The sequence below is a fragment of the Rhodocyclaceae bacterium genome, from assembly GCA_020248265.1.
Taxonomy (GTDB): domain Bacteria; phylum Pseudomonadota; class Gammaproteobacteria; order Burkholderiales; family CAIKXV01; genus CAIKXV01.
Genome location: JADCHX010000004.1, coordinates 654895 through 670787, shown reverse-complemented (window position 1 = coordinate 670787; position 15893 = coordinate 654895). Strand labels below are relative to the sequence as shown.

15 protein-coding genes are annotated in these 15893 nt (G+C 67.4%); 1 reads left to right on the top strand and 14 read right to left on the bottom strand.

Annotation, left to right across the window (positions count from 1 at the left end; translation table 11 throughout):
* Positions 1 to 63 precede the first annotated feature (63 nt).
* Positions 64 to 972, bottom strand: a complete 909-nt coding sequence (locus tag ING98_06890) for a M23 family metallopeptidase (protein MCA3101580.1) — start codon at positions 970 to 972, stop codon at positions 64 to 66.
* 81 nt (positions 973 to 1053) lie between these two features.
* Here ING98_06890 and ING98_06885 point away from each other — a divergent pair, with 81 nt between their 5' ends.
* Positions 1054 to 1488 carry a DUF721 domain-containing protein gene (locus tag ING98_06885; GenBank protein MCA3101579.1) on the top strand — a complete coding sequence of 145 codons (435 nt, stop codon included), beginning with the start codon at positions 1054 to 1056 and terminating at the stop codon, positions 1486 to 1488.
* 46 nt (positions 1489 to 1534) lie between these two features.
* On the opposite strand, the gene ING98_06880 is transcribed toward ING98_06885, so the two are convergent.
* From ING98_06880 to ING98_06820, 13 genes are all read right to left on the bottom strand, one after another.
* Entirely contained in the window at positions 1535 to 1723 is a 189-nt protein-coding gene (locus ING98_06880; protein ID MCA3101578.1) for a hypothetical protein, read from the bottom strand.
* Positions 1724 to 1729: 6 nt separating this feature from the next.
* Positions 1730 to 2704 (bottom strand): UDP-3-O-acyl-N-acetylglucosamine deacetylase, encoded by a 975-nt coding sequence (locus tag ING98_06875; protein ID MCA3101577.1) that lies wholly within the window; start codon positions 2702 to 2704, stop codon positions 1730 to 1732.
* A gap of 55 nt (positions 2705 to 2759) precedes the next feature.
* Complete coding sequence (ftsZ, locus tag ING98_06870; GenBank protein MCA3101576.1) at positions 2760 to 3956, bottom strand: cell division protein FtsZ; 1197 nt, start codon at positions 3954 to 3956, stop codon at positions 2760 to 2762.
* Between the two features lie 111 nt (positions 3957 to 4067).
* Positions 4068 to 5306 carry a cell division protein FtsA gene (gene ftsA / locus ING98_06865; protein ID MCA3101575.1) on the bottom strand — a complete coding sequence of 413 codons (1239 nt, stop codon included), beginning with the start codon at positions 5304 to 5306 and terminating at the stop codon, positions 4068 to 4070.
* The gene (locus tag ING98_06860) at positions 5303 to 6094 is read right to left on the bottom strand and encodes a cell division protein FtsQ/DivIB (GenBank protein ID MCA3101574.1); all 792 of its coding nucleotides are present in this window, start codon (positions 6092 to 6094) and stop codon (positions 5303 to 5305) included. The genes ftsA and ING98_06860 overlap by 4 nt, the downstream gene beginning before the upstream one ends.
* A complete protein-coding gene (locus tag ING98_06855; GenBank protein MCA3101573.1) occupies positions 6084 to 7004 on the bottom strand; it encodes a D-alanine--D-alanine ligase in 921 nt (306 codons plus the stop codon). The genes ING98_06860 and ING98_06855 overlap by 11 nt, the downstream gene beginning before the upstream one ends.
* On the bottom strand, positions 7004 to 7975 hold the full coding sequence (murB, locus tag ING98_06850; protein ID MCA3101572.1) for a UDP-N-acetylmuramate dehydrogenase: 972 nt from the start codon (positions 7973 to 7975) through the stop codon (positions 7004 to 7006). The genes ING98_06855 and murB overlap by 1 nt, the downstream gene beginning before the upstream one ends.
* Entirely contained in the window at positions 7972 to 9384 is a 1413-nt protein-coding gene (locus ING98_06845) for a UDP-N-acetylmuramate--L-alanine ligase (protein ID MCA3101571.1), read from the bottom strand. Before ING98_06845 ends, murB begins: the two co-directional genes overlap by 4 nt.
* Complete coding sequence (gene murG / locus ING98_06840; protein ID MCA3101570.1) at positions 9374 to 10468, bottom strand: undecaprenyldiphospho-muramoylpentapeptide beta-N-acetylglucosaminyltransferase; 1095 nt, start codon at positions 10466 to 10468, stop codon at positions 9374 to 9376. The genes ING98_06845 and murG overlap by 11 nt, the downstream gene beginning before the upstream one ends.
* A gap of 222 nt (positions 10469 to 10690) precedes the next feature.
* Entirely contained in the window at positions 10691 to 11860 is a 1170-nt protein-coding gene (gene ftsW / locus ING98_06835) for a putative lipid II flippase FtsW (protein MCA3101569.1), read from the bottom strand.
* Positions 11857 to 13353: a UDP-N-acetylmuramoyl-L-alanine--D-glutamate ligase gene (gene murD / locus ING98_06830; protein ID MCA3101568.1), complete on the bottom strand. Its 1497-nt coding sequence runs from the start codon at positions 13351 to 13353 to the stop codon at positions 11857 to 11859. Before murD ends, ftsW begins: the two co-directional genes overlap by 4 nt.
* Before the next feature lie 7 nt (positions 13354 to 13360).
* Entirely contained in the window at positions 13361 to 14443 is a 1083-nt protein-coding gene (locus ING98_06825) for a phospho-N-acetylmuramoyl-pentapeptide-transferase (protein MCA3101567.1), read from the bottom strand.
* 3 nt (positions 14444 to 14446) lie between these two features.
* Complete coding sequence (locus ING98_06820) at positions 14447 to 15892, bottom strand: UDP-N-acetylmuramoyl-tripeptide--D-alanyl-D-alanine ligase (protein ID MCA3101566.1); 1446 nt, start codon at positions 15890 to 15892, stop codon at positions 14447 to 14449.
* Between the last annotated feature and the right edge of the window lies 1 nt (position 15893).

Sequence of the window (15893 nt, the reverse complement as noted above, 5' to 3'; positions counted from 1 at the left end):
CGGAATCGTCGAGATTGCGGCTGAGCGGGGCGGATTTCAAGCCCTGCGCCCTACCCGGGGGGATCAGCCAGTGGTCTTCAGGAAACGGTTCGGATTCTGGGCCAGACCGCGGTGCCGCACCTCGAAGTGCAGGTGGGGGCCGGTCGACCGGCCGGTCGAGCCGACATCGGCGATCCGGTGGCCGCGGCGAACGACATCGCCGACCCTCACGTGAAGCACGGACGCATGCGCGTACCGGGTCACCAGGTCGTTGCCATGGTCGATATCGACCATGTTCCCGTACTGCGGATGAAACTCGGCCACGGTCACCACGCCACTGGCGGCGGCCACGATCGGCGCACCCGGCTCGGCAAAGAAATCGACGCCGTCGTGGAAGGCGTTGCGCCCGGTGAAGGGGTCGATGCGCCAGCCGAAATTCGAAGAAAACTGCCCGGTCACGACTGGAAGGGCGCTCGGCACGAACGTTCGGCGGGCGAAATCCATGCTGACGATGGATTCGATGATGCCGAGCCGCTCCGCCCGGTCGTCGACCTGACGGGACAGCAGGTCGAGTTTCTGGCCGAGTTCGCCAACCGAAAGTCCGCGCGGGATCGCGGCACCCGCGCCCGGCACGGCGCCCCCGCGCCCTGGCACCTGGTCGAACATGAACTCCTGGGGCTTGAAGCCGGCGCTGCGCGCGAGGCGTTCGCCCAGCGTGTCGAGCCGGAGCAGGCGCGCCTGCATCTCGCCCAGACGGGTGGCCATCATGTCGATGCTCTCGCGCAGCACTGCCTGGCCTTCCCCGGCTGGCGCCTCTGCATGCTCGCCGAACGCCGTATGGCCGGCGCCGAAACGGCTCATCGCAGCCTGGACACCGGTGACCAGCAACATCACGGCCAGCGAAAATACCAGCAGCAACCCGCCAAACTGGTATCCGTTCAGTGCTATCGTTTTTCCGCTACCGAGACTTCCTGAAACGATGATGATGTTCAATGGTTCGATCTCCGCGTCGTCCAGCCCGCGCTGCCGCAGCCATGCGAAGTACGGGCGGCCACGTTCGGTGGCCCGGCCACGATGACCTCGCGATCGGTCGGCGACTTCGTGCAGTCGGAAGACCGACTGCGGATCCTGCACGGAGAAGCCCGGCGCCTCGGGAGGCTGCAGGCTCGACTGGACGAACTGCTTCCGGTTTGGGTTTCGGGTTGTGCTTCGGTCGCCGCTTTGCGCGACGGCGTACTGACAATCGTGACTTCGAGCCCTGCAGTGGCGACCTCAGTAAGCCAGATGGCCCTGAGGCTTGCGGTGGAAATTCGCAAAAGCGCTGCGGAGGTTACGTCAATCAAGGTCGTGGTGCAACCCGGTGACGCCCGTGCACCGGCGCCGGACGAACCGCCGCCGCCCGCGCCCTTGTCCGATCAGGCGCGCGGTGAATTGATGCGATTGGCGACGAATGTCAGCGATCAGCGGTTAAAAAAGGCTCTTCAGACCCTCGGAACACGGAATCGATGACCGCGCCGATACAAAGCTGACAACCTGGATGCCGGATCGCGCGGCATCAGACGGCGAGGATGACCCGCTCCACGATCAACAGCAGCGCCATCGCGAGCAGGAAGATCACGCAGAACTTGAACGTGTTCCACGCGAATGTCAGATAGCGACGCTGGCCGGTGAACACATGGAGCACCAGCGACACCCCGATGGTGGCGATCACTGCGAACAGGATCAGCCGCAGGATGATCGCCACCGGCGATCAGCCGAAGGCCGGCAGCAGGCGGGCGAAGGCGGGCGCGGTGTCCGGCTGGTCGAAGCTCACGGTCTCGAACGCACTGGCATCGGCAAGCAGTGCGCGAAGCAGCTGGTTGTTCATGGCATGGCCGGTCTTGTGGCCGGTGAACGCGCCGATCAGCGGGTGGCCGAGCAGATAGAGGTCACCGACGCAGTCGAGCACCTTGTGTTTCACGAATTCGTCAGCGTAGCGCAGCCCGTCGGGGTTGAGCACGCGGTACTCGTCCATCACCACCGCGTTGTCGAGCGTGCCACCCAGGGCCAGGCCCTGGGCACGCATTGCCTCGACGTCCTGCATGAAACCGAAAGTACGGGCGCGGCTGACTTCGCGCAGGTAAGACTGCTCGGCAAAGTCGATCGTCAACTTGTTTCCGGAGCGTTCGAACACCGGATGCCGGAAGTCGATCGAGAGGGTGATGCGAAAACCCTCGAACGGGTCGAAGCGGGCAACCTTGTCGCCTTGCGCGATCTCTACCGGCTTGAGCACCCGGACGAACCGCTTCGGTGCGGGCTGCTCTTCGATACCGGCCGACTGCACCAGGAACACGAATGGCCCCGCACTGCCGTCCATGATCGGCAGTTCCGGGCCGGACAGATCGACGTGGAGGTTGTCGATGCCGAGACCCGCCAACGCGGACATCAGGTGTTCGATCGTCCAGACCTTGTTCTCGCCCTCACCGAGGCAGGTCGCGAGACGCGTGTCCGTCACCCCATGTGCGAGTGCCGGCAGGTCGGCCGCGCCGGGGAGATCCGTGCGGTGGAACACGATGCCGGTATCGGGCGCAGCCGGGCGCAGGGTCATGTCGACCTTGTGGCCGGTATGCAGGCCGACGCCGGTTGTGCTGATTTTCGTCTTGAGGGTGCGTTGTCTGAGCATTTTTGTCAGGCTCCAGGCATTTTCTGGGAGCCGCGGCGTCAATCTTAACGCCTGTCCGGTCATTTGTTCCTGAAAGCGGGGATGCCCGGCGCATCCCCGCTTCGTTGCCGCCTTGCGCTCAGTCAGCCTGTTTGCGCAGGAAAGCCGGGATGTCGTACATCTCGAGACCCGACTGTTTGAGCGCCTCGACCGTCGCGCTTGCGTCCCGGGTCTTGCGCCGGAACACCACCGGAACATCGAGTTCACCATAATTGACGCCGCTCGCCGCAGCACCGGCCCCATGCGCGACCATCTCGACCGGCATGTTGTCCGTTCCGGTCTTGACGACAGTGAACGCCTTGGGCTGAGCGCGGTTGACAGCGTTGCCCAGGCCGGTGGCGACGATGGTGACGCGGATCGAGTCGCCCATCTCCTCGTCGAACACTGAACCGACGATGGTGGTCGCGTCGTCGGCGAGGAACTCGCTGACGGTATCCATCACTTCGTGGATCTCGCCGAGCTTCAGCTTGGACGCCGCACCCGACACGTTGACCAGCACGCCGCGCGCGTTGTTCAGGTCGATGTTCTCGAGCAGCGGGCAGGCGACCGCCTGCTCGGCCGCGATCTTGGCGCGGTCGACGCCTGAGGCGCTGCCCGAACCCATCATTGCGATGCCGGTTTCGGACATCACCGTACGCACGTCGGCGAAGTCGACGTTGATCATGCCGGGCAGCGTGATGATCTCGGCGATGCCGGCCACCGCACCGTGCAGCACTTCGTTGGCCGCCTTGAACGCGTCCTGCATCGTGACGTCGGCGCCGAGCACTTCCATCAGCTTGTCGTTCGGGATCACGATGAGCGAGTCGACGTACTGCGACAGCGCCTCGATGCCATCCTGCGCGATGCGTACGCGCTTACGCTCGAAGGTGAACGGCTTGGTCACCACGGCGATGGTCAGAATGCCCATCTCCTTGGCGATCTCGGCCACCACCGGCGCCGCGCCGGTACCGGTCCCACCGCCCATGCCGGCAGTCAGGAACAGCATGTCCGCGCCGCGGATCGCGTCGGCGATGCGCTCGCGGTCCTCGAGCGCGGCCTGGCGCCCGATCTCCGGGTTGGCACCCGCACCCAGGCCCTTGGTCAGCGCACTGCCCAGGTGCAACTGGTTCTTCGACTGGCAGCGCTTGAGCGCCTGCGCATCCGTGTTGGCGCAGATGAACTCCACGCCGTGTACGCCACTGAGGACCATGTGGTCGACTGCATTGCCACCGCAGCCACCCACGCCAATCACCTTGATCACCGCCTCTTGATTCGACGAATCGAGAATCTCGAACATCGATTTCTCCTCTTGCCGGGTTGAACTCATTTGGTTGCTGCCAATGCCCTTGCTGCCATGCTGCCGTCGCGCTGCTTCACCGTCTGCCGGGCCCCCGCCGTCGCGGGCACCTCAGAAATTCCCCTGGAACCAACCCTTCAGGCTGGCGAATGCATTGCCGACGGGGCCGCGCGAGGCGCGCGAGGTCGACATGCGCATCACCTGCCGCTGCCCTGCCACCAGCAGCCCGACGCCGGTGGCGAAGCGCGGGGTGCGCACCACCTCCGACAGGCCGCCGACGTACTGCGGCACGCCGGCACGCACCGGCATGTGGAAGACTTCCTCGCCGAGTTCGACCATGCCGAGCATCGCCGCGCTGCCGCCGGTGATCACGATGCCCGAGGACAGCAGTTCTTCGTAGGCGGTGCGGCGCAGTTCCGCCTGCACCAGCGAGTACAGTTCCTCGACGCGCGGCTCGATCACCTCGGCCAGTGTCTGCCGCGACATCTCCCGCGCACCCCGGTCGCCGACGCCGGGGACTTCGACCATCTCGCGCGCATCGGCCAGTTTGGCGAGGGCGCAGCCGTAACGCACCTTGATGTCCTCGGCGTCCTTGGTCGGGGTGCGCAGCGCCATCGCGATGTCGTTGGTGATCTGGTCGCCGGCGATCGGGATCACCGCGGTGTGCCGGATCGCCCCCTGGGAGAACACCGCGATGTCCGTCGTGCCGCCGCCGATGTCGACCAGGCAGACGCCGAGGTCCTTTTCGTCCTCGGACAGCACTGCCCAGGCCGATGCGAGCGGCTGAAGGATCAGGTCAGCGACCTCGAGGCCGCAGCGGCGCACGCACTTCACGATGTTCTGCGCCGCCGACACGGCGCCGGTGACGATGTGCACCCTGACCTCGAGCCGCACGCCGCTCATGCCGAGCGGCTCGCGCACGTCCTCCTGCCCGTCGATGATGAATTCCTGGTTCAGGATGTGCAGGATCTGCTGGTCGTTCGGAATGCTGACCGCCTTGGCGGTCTCGATCACGCGGTCGACGTCGGTCTGCGTGACCTCCTTGTCCTTGATCGCGACCATGCCGTGCGAGTTGAAGCTCTTGATGTGGCTGCCGGCGATGCCGGCGTACACATCCTTGATCTTGCAATCTGCCATCAGCTCGGCTTCCTCGAGGGCGCGCTGTATGGAATGCACGGTCGAGTCGATGTTGACGACGACGCCCTTCTTGAGGCCGCGAGACGGGTGCTGCCCCATGCCGATGATCTCGAGCTCGCCGCCCGGCTTCACCTCGGCGACGATCGCCACGATCTTCGAGGTGCCGATGTCGAGGCCGACGATCAGGTTCTTGCTGTCTCGGATCTTGCTCATGACCGACGCTCCACAGGTTTCGGTTCGACACCGCGCGGGCTCGCCCCCCCGTCGCCGCGTCTTTCTCTCGCCGGCTCGCGCGAATCGCTGATCCGTACCGCGAAGCCGTTCGGGTAGCGGAGGTCGACGTAGTCGAGCCGGGTCGATACCGGCGCGACGGTGCCTTCGTAAACCGACAGGAAGGTCGCCATCCGCTCGTTGACCTGGTCGCGCCCCAGCTTCAGCAGCAACCCGCTGGTCAGGCGGACCTCCCAGGCGCGGCGCGCCGACAGCGTGATCTCGGCTGGCGCCTGGCGGACCCGCGCGAGTTCGTCCCTGAGCCAGGTGTAGCGGCGCGCGATCTCGGCCGCGCTGCCGGGCGGGCCGTTGAACACCGGAAGCTTTGCGTCGGAGGCGGCCGAGAACACCTCGCCATGGCTGTTCACGAGCCCGGAGTCGCCCCAGCGCCCGATCGCCACGTGCTCTTCGAGCGCCACATGCAGCCGGTCTGGCCACACGCGGCGCACTTCCACGCGCCGCACCCACGGCAGTCGCTCGAAAGACTTGCGTGCCCCGGAAAGGTCGACGGTGAAGAAGTTCCCGGCGAGCTGCTTGCGAACGGTGGCCTCGACCTGCTCGCGGGTGACATTGTTCAGTTCGCCCAGCACGCGTACTTCCTTAATCGGGAAGATCGGCAGATGGATCACGAGGAAGAACAGGGCATACAGGCCGAGCACGGTCGCGATGCCGTACAGCGTGTTCGCCGCCGCGTTGAGCAGCGCGGGCCGGTCCCAGGCGTCAGCCAACATGGGCCATCTCCAGGATGCGCAGCACCAGTTGCTCGAACGACAGGCCGGCCTGCCGGGCGGCCATCGGCACCAGGCTGTGGCCCGTCATGCCGGGCGATGTGTTCATCTCCAGCATCTGCACCGAGCCGTCGTCGCGCAGGATCAGGTCGGCACGTCCCCAACCTTCGCAGCCGAGCAGCGCGGCCGCACGCAGGGTCAGCGCCTGGATGGCCGCCTCCTGCGCGGTATCGAGCCCGCTCGGGCAGTGGTAGCGCGTCTCGTCGCTGAAATACTTGTTCTGGTAGTCGTAGTTTCCCTGCGGTGCCTCGATGCGGATCAGTGGCAGCGCCTGGTCGCCGAGGAAGCCGGCGGTCAGTTCGCGCCCGGCAATGAACGCTTCGGCCAGCACCAGTGGATCGAATGCCGCCGCATGCTCCCACGCTGCGCGCACCTGCGACACGTCGGTCACCTTGGTCAGGCCCAGTGTGGACCCTTCACGGCCGGGCTTGACGATCATCGGCAGCCCGACCTTCGCGACCACGGCGGCAGGGTCGGAGGCCGCGGTCAGCACGTCCCAGGCCGGCGTCGGCACGCCGCCTGCAACCCAGACCATCTTCGTGCGCAGCTTGTCCATCGCCAGCGCGGAGGCAGCGACGCCGCTGCCGGTGTAGGGGATACCAAGCAGCTCGAGCGCCCCCTGCATGGTGCCGTCCTCGCCATAGCGGCCGTGCAGCGCGATGAATGCACGCTGGAAGCCTTCTTTCGCGAGCTCGAACACGCTGCGCTCGGCCGGGTCGAACGGATGCGCATCGACGCCGCTTGCACGCAGCGCGGCCAGCACCGCGTTGCCCGAGAGCAGCGAGATCTCGCGCTCCGCGCTGCGGCCACCGAGCAGCACCGCCACCTTGCCGAACTTCGCCATGTCGTCCATCACGCGTCCCCCACGATCCGCACCTCGGGCACGAGGTCGACGCCGGTGCGCAGCAGCACGCGCTGCCGTACCGCCTCGACCAGGGCCTCTATGTCCGATGCGGTGGCACCGCCACGGTTGACGATGAAGTTCGCATGTTTCGTGGAAACCTCGGCACCACCGATCTCCATACCCTTCAGCCCGCAGGCCTCGATCAGCCGCGCCGCATGGTCGCCGGGCGGATTGCGGAACACCGAACCGGCATTGGGCTGCTGCAGCGGCTGCGTCGCGATCCGCCGGGAAAGGAATTCCTTGATGCGGGCGCGCGAGCGCGTACCGTCGCCGGCGTCGAGCTGCAGCGTCGCGCCGACGAACCATTCGTCGCGTCCCAGCAAGGGCATCGGGCCCTCCCGGGACGCGTGCGCCAGCGCGACATGCCGGTAGCCCAGATCGAAGTCGCCGGACACCCGCTCGACGAGTCTGCCGTCGCGCGTGAGCAGGGTCGCCGCAACCACGCGGTCCCAGGTCTGGCTGCCGTAGCAGCCGGCGTTCATCGCGAGGGCACCGCCCATCGTGCCCGGTATGCCAGCGAGGAACTCGGCACCTTCGAGCCCGTGCATCGCCGCGAAGCGCGCGACCTTCGGGCAGGCCACGCCGGCCTCGAAGTGCACGCGGGTGGCCGCGCCGTCGCCAGTGGCGGGCAGCAGGCTCACCGTCGAGAGCACACCGTGCAGCAGCACGACCGTGCCGCGGAAGCCCCCGTCGCGCACCAGCAGGTTGCTGCCCAGGCCGACCACCAGCAACGGTTCGGCCGGCGGCAGCGCGCGCACGAATGCGGCGAAGTCTCCCAGATCGGCCGGGATGTAGGCACGGTCGGCCAGTCCACCGGCACGCCAGCTCACATGCTTCGACATCGGCACGTCGCAGCGCAGTTCCCCGCGCAGCGGCTGCGGCGTCATCGACGTGAACTGGACGGGTTCGGTCATGTTCATCCCGCCGCCTGCCGGAGCGCGCGCAGCTGGGCCGGCACGCCGCCGATCGAACCAGCGCCCATGGTCAGCACCACATCGCCCGGTTTCACGATTGCCGCGATCGCGCCCGGCAGTTCGCCGACCGTCTCGCTGAACACCGGCTCGACCTTGCCACCGACGCGCACCGCACGCGCCAGCGCCCTGCCGTCGGCGGCCACGATCGGCGCCTCGCCGGCGGCATAGACCTCGGTGAGCACCAGCGCATCGACCGTCGACAGCACGCGCGCGAAATCCTCGAAGCAGTCGCGGGTGCGCGTGTACCGGTGCGGCTGGAAGGCGAGCACGAGGCGGCGCCCGGGAAAGGCACCGCGCGCTGCTGCGAGCGTGGCGGCCATCTCGACCGGATGGTGGCCGTAGTCGTCGACCAGCGTGAACGTGCCACCCACGCCCGGGATCTCGATTTCGCCCCAGCGCTGGAAGCGGCGACCAACGCCGCGGAACTCGGCCAGCGCGCGCACGATCGCCGCGTCGTCGACGCCGACCTCCATGCCGACCGCGATCGCCGCCAGCGCGTTCAGCACGTTGTGCACGCCCGGCAGGTTGAGCACGACATCCAGCTCGGGCCAGGTCGTACCGTTCACACGAGCGACCTTGAACCGCATCTGGCCGCCTTCGATGTGCTCGATCGAGTGTGCCTGCACCTGCGCGCCCGGGGTCAGCCCGTAGGTGGTGACCGGCTTGGTCACCCGCGGCAGGATCTCGCGCACGTTGGCATCGTCGATGCACAGCACCGCGTTGCCGTAGAACGGCAGGTGCTGCAGGAAATCGACGAACGCCTGCTTCAAGCGCCCGAAGTCCTGCCCGTAGGTCTCCATGTGGTCGGCGTCGATGTTGGTGACGACCGAGACCACCGGGGTCAGGTACAGGAAAGACGCGTCCGATTCGTCGGCCTCGGCCACCAGGAACTCGCCGCTGCCGAGCTTCGCGTTGCTGCCAGCCGCCTCCAGGCGGCCGCCGATCACGAACGTCGGATCGAGGCCGCCTTCGGCGAGGACACTGGCGATCAGGCTGGTGGTGGTGGTCTTGCCGTGGGTGCCGGCAATCGCAATGCCCTGTTTCAGTCGCATCAGTTCCGCGAGCATCAGCGCCCGGGGAACGATCGGCGTGCGTGCGGCGCGTGCCGCGACCAGTTCCGGATTATCTTCCTTTACCGCGGTAGACACGACCAGCGCGTCGGCACCGGCCGCATTGTCGGCGGTATGGCCGATGTCGACACGGATGCCGACCTTCTGCAGTCGGCGCGTGGTCGCGCTCTCGGCGAGGTCGGACCCGCTGACCGAATAGCCGAGATTGGCCAGCACTTCGGCGATGCCCGACATGCCGCTGCCGCCGATGCCGACGAAGTGCACATGGCGCACCTTATGCCGCATCGGCCGCCTCCATGCAGACCTGTGCCACGCGGCGCGTCGCCTCGGGCTTCGCCACAGAACGGGCGCGTTCCGCCATTGCGAGCAGCGCCGCTCGATCGATGGAGGCGAGTTGCTGCGCCAGCCGCTCGGGCGTGAGCTCAGCCTGCGGGATCAGCCAGGCTGCGCCGCGATCGACCAGGAACCGTGCATTCACCGTCTGGTGATCGTCGACCGCGTGCGGGAAAGGGACCAGTACCGAAGCGAGCCCGGCACACGCGAGTTCGGCGACGGTGGTGGCGCCGGCGCGGGCGATCACCAGGTCAGCTTCGGCGTAGCGCTGCGCCATGTCGTCGATGAAGGGCAGCAGCATAGCCTCCACCCCGGCCCCGGCGTAATTCGCCTGGAGGGCTTCGAGATGGTCGCGGCCCGACTGGTGCACGACGATTGGCCGTCGCCCGGCCGGCAGCTTCGCCAGGGCCTCGGGCACGCAGGCATTCAGGGCCTGGGCACCCAGGCTGCCGCCGATGACCAGGAGCCGCAACGGACCGCTGCGGTCGGCGAAGCGCTCACGGGGCGCGGCGATCACGGTAATCGCCTCGCGCACGGGATTACCGGTCCACTCGGACGAGACACCTTTGCCCAGAGCATGCGGAAACGCGCACAGCACGCGGTCCGCGATGCGCGCAAGCACGCGGTTGGCGAGGCCTGGCACCGAGTTCTGTTCATGGATCACGAGCGGCCGGCGCAGCAGCGAGGCCATCATGCCGCCGGGGAACGCGATGTAGCCGCCCATGCCGAGCACCACATCGGGGCGGCGGCGAAAGATCACCCGCGCACACTGCCAGAGCGCCAGGCTCAGGTCGAACGGCAATCGCGCCAGGCGCAGCAGGCCCTTGCCGCGCACGCCCCCGAAACTTACCGGCTCGATCTCGAAACCATACTGCGGGACGATGGACGACTCCATTCCGCGCGGCGAGCCGAGCCACACCACGTTCCAGCCCGTCCCGCGCAGCCATTGCGCGACCGCCAGTGCCGGGAAGATGTGGCCGCCGGTACCGCCGGCCATCACCATCAGGGTACGCGGCGTACTCGCCGGGTGGCTCATGCTGGCACCTCCGCACCGCAGCCACGCCCAACAGCAGCAGGCCGTCGGTGCCCGCCAGCACTCGCCTTGCCGTCGATCCCCGCTTGCGCGGGGCCCCTCGCCGGGTGGCTCATGCTGGCACCTCCGCACCGTAGCCACGCCCAACAGCAGCAGGCCGTCGGTGCCCGCCAGCACTCGCCTTGCCGTCGATCCCCGCTTGCGCGGGGCCCCTCGCCGGGTGGCTCATGCTGGCACCCCCTTCATCAGCCGTCGGTTTTCGTAGTCGACGCGCAGGAGCAGGGCGAGGGCGAGGCAGTTGGCGAGCACGGCGCTGCCGCCGAAGGAAAGCATCGGCAGCGTCAGGCCCTTGGTGGGCAGAACGCCCATGTTCACGCCCATGTTGATCACCGCCTGCGCGGAGATCCACAGGCCGACGCCCTGCGCGACCAGCGCCTGGAAACTACGTTCGAGCCGCGCGGCCTGCGCGCCGATCGCGAACGATCGCCAGGCAATCCATGCGAACAGCGCGATCACGCCGGCGACGCCGACGAACCCCAACTCCTCGGCGATCACCGCGAGCACGAAATCGGTATGGGCTTCGGGCAGGTAGAACAGCTTCTCGACGCTGGCACCGAGGCCGACGCCGAGCCATTCGCCGCGCCCGAAAGCGATCAGCGCATGCGACAGCTGGTAGCCCTTGCCGAACGGATCGGCCCACGGATCCATGAATCCGATGATCCGCTGCAGCCGGTACGGGGAGGTCACGATCAGCGCGACGAAGCCGGCCGCGAGGAGCACCAGCAGCCCCGCGAACAGGCGCCAGTTCATCCCGCCAAGGAAAAGGATGCCCATCGCGATCAGGGTAATCACCGCGAACGCACCGAAGTCGGGCTGCAGCAGCAACAGCGCGCCGGTGAACAGCATCACCAGCAGCATCGGCAGGAAGCCCTTCTTCAGGCTGTCGACATAGGCGGCCTTGCGCACCGTGTAGTCGGCCGCATACACCACCGCGAACAGCTTCACCAACTCGGATGGCTGCAGGTTGAGTACGACCAGTGGCAGCCAGCGCCGCGCGCCGTTGATTTCGCGGCTCACGCCTGGCACCAGCACCAGCACCAGCAGCAGCACGCCGAAGCCGAACAGCCATGGCGCGGAGCGCTGCCAGATCGCTGTCGGCACCTGGAACGCGACCGCCGCTGCGACCAGGCCGATGCCGACGAATATGGATTGCCGGACGAGGTAGAAGTGCGCACGGTTCCCGGTAAAACGCCCGGCTTCGGCGATCGCGATCGAGGCCGAGTAGACCATCACGATGCCGATCGCCATCAGCAGCAGCACGGCCCAGACCAGGCTCTGATCGTAGTCGGCCATCACCCGCCGCGAGCGTTCGGCCTCGTAGTAGATCGCACTCATGCAGCGCCCTCTCCGGCGGCAGACTTCGCCGGCACGAGCGCACTGACCGCCTTCAGGAACACCTGCGCGCGATGAACATAGTTGCGGAACATGTCGTAGCTCGCGCAGGCCGGCGACAGCACGACCGCGTCGCCGCTGCGCGCCAGGTCGCGCGCGCGGAGCACCGCGGATTCGAGCGACTCGGCCCGCTCGATCGGCACCGCGACGCCCTCGAGGGCATGCGCGATGCGTTCGCCATCGACGCCGATCAGCACCACGGCACGCACAGCCTGTGCCACCACCGTCACCAGCGGCGTGAAGTCCTGGCCCTTGCCGTCCCCTCCCGCGATCAGTACCACCGGCTTCGGAAAACCGGTGAGGGCCGCGACCGTCGCACCGACATTGGTACCCTTCGAATCATCGTAGAAGCCGACGCCGTCGATCTCGGCGATGCACTGCATCCGGTGCGGCAGGCCTCGAAAACCGCGCAGCCCATCGAGCAGCGGCTGATACGGCAGGCCTATCGCTCGCGCCAGCGCCAGCGCCGCCAGTGCATTGGCGACGTTGTGCATGCCAGGCACCGGCAACTCCCCGACCGGCATCAGCTTCGCATCACCCTGCGCAAGCCACGGCCCGTCACCGCCGGTAGCAGGCAGCACGCCCCATTCGTGCACGCTGGACGGGCGACCGCCGCCGAACGAGTACAGCGTGCGGCCATCGACATGCATCGCCATGGAGGCCGGGTCGTCCCGATTGAGCACCTGGATACCCTCGCCCTGGAAGATCCGTGACTTGGCGGCGCCGTACTCGACGATACCCGGGTAGCGATCGAGGTGATCCTCGGACAGGTTCAGCATCGCGGCTGCATCCGCCCCCAGGCTGGAAGTCGATTCCAGCTGGAACGACGAAAGCTCGAGCACGATGGCCTGGGGTTGCCGGCCCACTCCGACCCCGCCGGACTCGATCTCGCCGAGCGCATCGAGCACCGGCAGGCCGATGTTGCCCGCGACCAGCGTCTCGAGGCCGGCGCAGCGCGTCATTTCACCCACCATCTCGGTCACCGTGCTCTTGCCGTTGGTGCCGGTGATCGCGATCGTCTTCGCGCGCGGCGCAACCGCATGGCGGTGGCGCGCGAAGATCTCGATGTCGCCGAGCACCGGGACGCCGCGTGCGAGCGCGCGCGCGACTGCCGGCTCAGAGCGCGGCACGCCGGGCGACAGCGCGATCCAGTCGGCCGCGTCGAGTGCGGCGGCATCGATCGGCCCGAGGTGCATCGGAACATCCGGAAGCGCCGCGCGCAGTTCGCGTGCGCCGGGCGGATCCTCGCGCGTGTCCCACGCATCGACCGTCGCGCCATGGCGCACCAGGAATCGTACGCAGGACACCCCGGTCGCACCGAGCCCGACCACCGCGACCCGCTCTGCCGCATGCCGGCGTCCGGCCGCGCCGGCACCGATCGCGCGGGCAGCGGAGCCGGCGGATGCGGCGGCGAGGGCGGCGTGGATGGAAGTCATCTGGCGATCAGCGCAGCTTCAACGTCGACAGGCCCGCGAGCACCAGCAGCGCGGTGATGATCCAGAAGCGAACCACGACCTGGTTCTCCTTCCAGCCCTTGAGTTCATAGTGATGGTGCAGCGGCGCCATCCGGAACACACGCTTGCCGGTGAGCTTGAAGGAGGCAACCTGAAGCACTACCGACAGTGTCTCGACCACGAATACGCCGCCCATCACGAACAGCACGATCTCCTGGCGCGTGATCACCGCGATCGTGCCGAGCGCAGCACCCAGTGCCAGTGCACCGACGTCGCCCATGAACACCGCTGCCGGATGCGCGTTGAACCACAGGAACCCGAGCCCCGCCCCGGCGATCGCGGCACAGAACACGGTCAGCTCACCCGCACCCGGGATCAGCGGAAAGCCCAGGTACTTGGCGAACACCGCGTTACCGGCCACGTAGGCGAAGATGCCCAGCGCAGAGCCGATCATCACGGTGGGAAGGATCGCCAGCCCGTCCAGTCCGTCGGTAAGGTTCACCGCATTGCTGGTACCGACGATCACGAAATAGGTGAGGGTCACGAAACCGATCGCCCCGAGCGGATACGCGAAGTTCTTGAAGAACGGCACGATCAGTTCGGTCTGCGCGGCGCTGCCGCTCCAGGCAAGGAAGATCGCCGCAGCCAGTCCGATCACCGACTGCCAGAAGTACTTCGTGCGTGCGGACAGGCCCTTCGGATTGCGATGGACGACCTTGCGGTAGTCGTCGACCCAGCCGATCACGCCGAATCCGAGGGTGACCACGAGCACCACCCAGACGAAACGATTGCTCAGGTCGGCCCACAACAGCACGGTAACTGCGATCGACACCAGGATCAGCGCACCGCCCATCGTCGGCGTGCCGCTCTTCGACAGGTGCGACTTCGGGCCGTCGTCGCGCACCGACTGTCCGATCTTGTAGAGCGTGAGCTTGCGGATCATCGCCGGTCCGACCATCAGGCAGATGAACACTGCGGTGATCGTGGCGAGCATCGCGCGCAGCGTAAGGTAGCTGAACACGTTGAACGAGCGCTCATACTGGGTGAGCCACTGGGCGAGGGCGAGCAGCATCGGTCAGTGCACTCCGTCGGCCGGCGTGGCGGCCAGTTTGCCGACCACGCGCTCCATGCGCATGAAGCGCGAGCCCTTGACCAGGACTGTCACTTTCGAGGCGAGAACCTGCCGCGCCGCCGCTACCAGGTCATCGACGTCCGTGAAATGGCGGCCGGGAGGGCCGAAGGCCTCGCTCGCCCGACCCGATTGTTCACCCAGCGTCAGCACCAGGTCGAGTCCGAAGTGGCGCGCGGCTGCCCCGACCTCGGCATGCATCTGCGGCCCGCCAGCGCCGAGTTCGCCCATGTCTCCGAGCACCAGCACGCGCACGCCGTCGCGCTCGGCCAGCACTTCGATCGCAGCGAGCGCCGAGTCAGGGTTCGCGTTGTAACTGTCGTCGATCACCGTCGAGCCTTCCAGTCCGGGGAGCAGTCGCAGCCGTCCGGCCACCGGACGGAAGCCGTCCAGGCCGGTCAGCACCGCATCGAGCCCGGCGCCGCAGGCAATGGTCGCGGCGGTGGCGGCCAGTGCATTGCGCACGTTGTGCAACCCGGGCACGTTGATCCGAGCCTTTGCTTCGCCGAGCGGCGTACGCAGACTCAACGCTGCGCCGTCCTTGTCGAGGCTCCAGCGGGCGGAGACCGCAGCTGCGTGTTCGAGCCCGAAGTCGACGACACGCTTCGTGCCGGCCAGTCCGCGCCACAAGCCCGCGAAGCGATCGTCGGCATTGATGACCACCGTGCCACCCGGCCTCAGGCCTTCGATGATCTCGCCTTTCGCCTCGGCGATCGCCTCGCGCGAGCCGAGGTTCTCGATGTGCGCGACGCCCGCGTTTCCGATCACCACGACGTCGGGCTGCGCGATGCAGGTCAGGCGGAAAATCTCGCCAGCATGGTTCATCCCCATCTCGATCACCGCATAGCGGTGCGCCGGGCCGATCCCCAGAAGGGTCAACGGCACGCCGATCTCGTTGTTCAGGTTGCCGGGCGTAGCCAGCACGGCAGCCGCGGCGGCCCTGGCAGCGTCCAGCGGATCGGCTGGCGCCGCGAGCGGTGTCGCACGGTGCAGTGCAGCTTCCGCCCGCAGGATGGCTGCGGTCATTTCCTTGATGGTGGTCTTGCCGTTGCTCGCGGTGATCGCCACGAGCGGCCCGTGCAGTCGGGAACGGTGGGCCGCGGCGAGCTGGCCGAGCGCGATGCGCGTGTCCTCGACGATGACCATTGGAAGACCGGGGACGACTGCGCTGCAGCCCCTGGCGAGCGCATGGCTGCCGATCATGGCGCAGGCGGCGCCGGCGGCCGCCGCCTGCGCCAGGAACTCGTGCCCGTCGAAGGTCTCGCCCTGGATCGCGACGAACAGCGCACCCGGCGCGAGCCGCCGACTATCGATGGTGACCGATTCGAACGGCACGTCCACGCCGCTCAGCCGGCCACCAGTGGCGCGGGCAGCCTCGGAAAGCATCATCAGA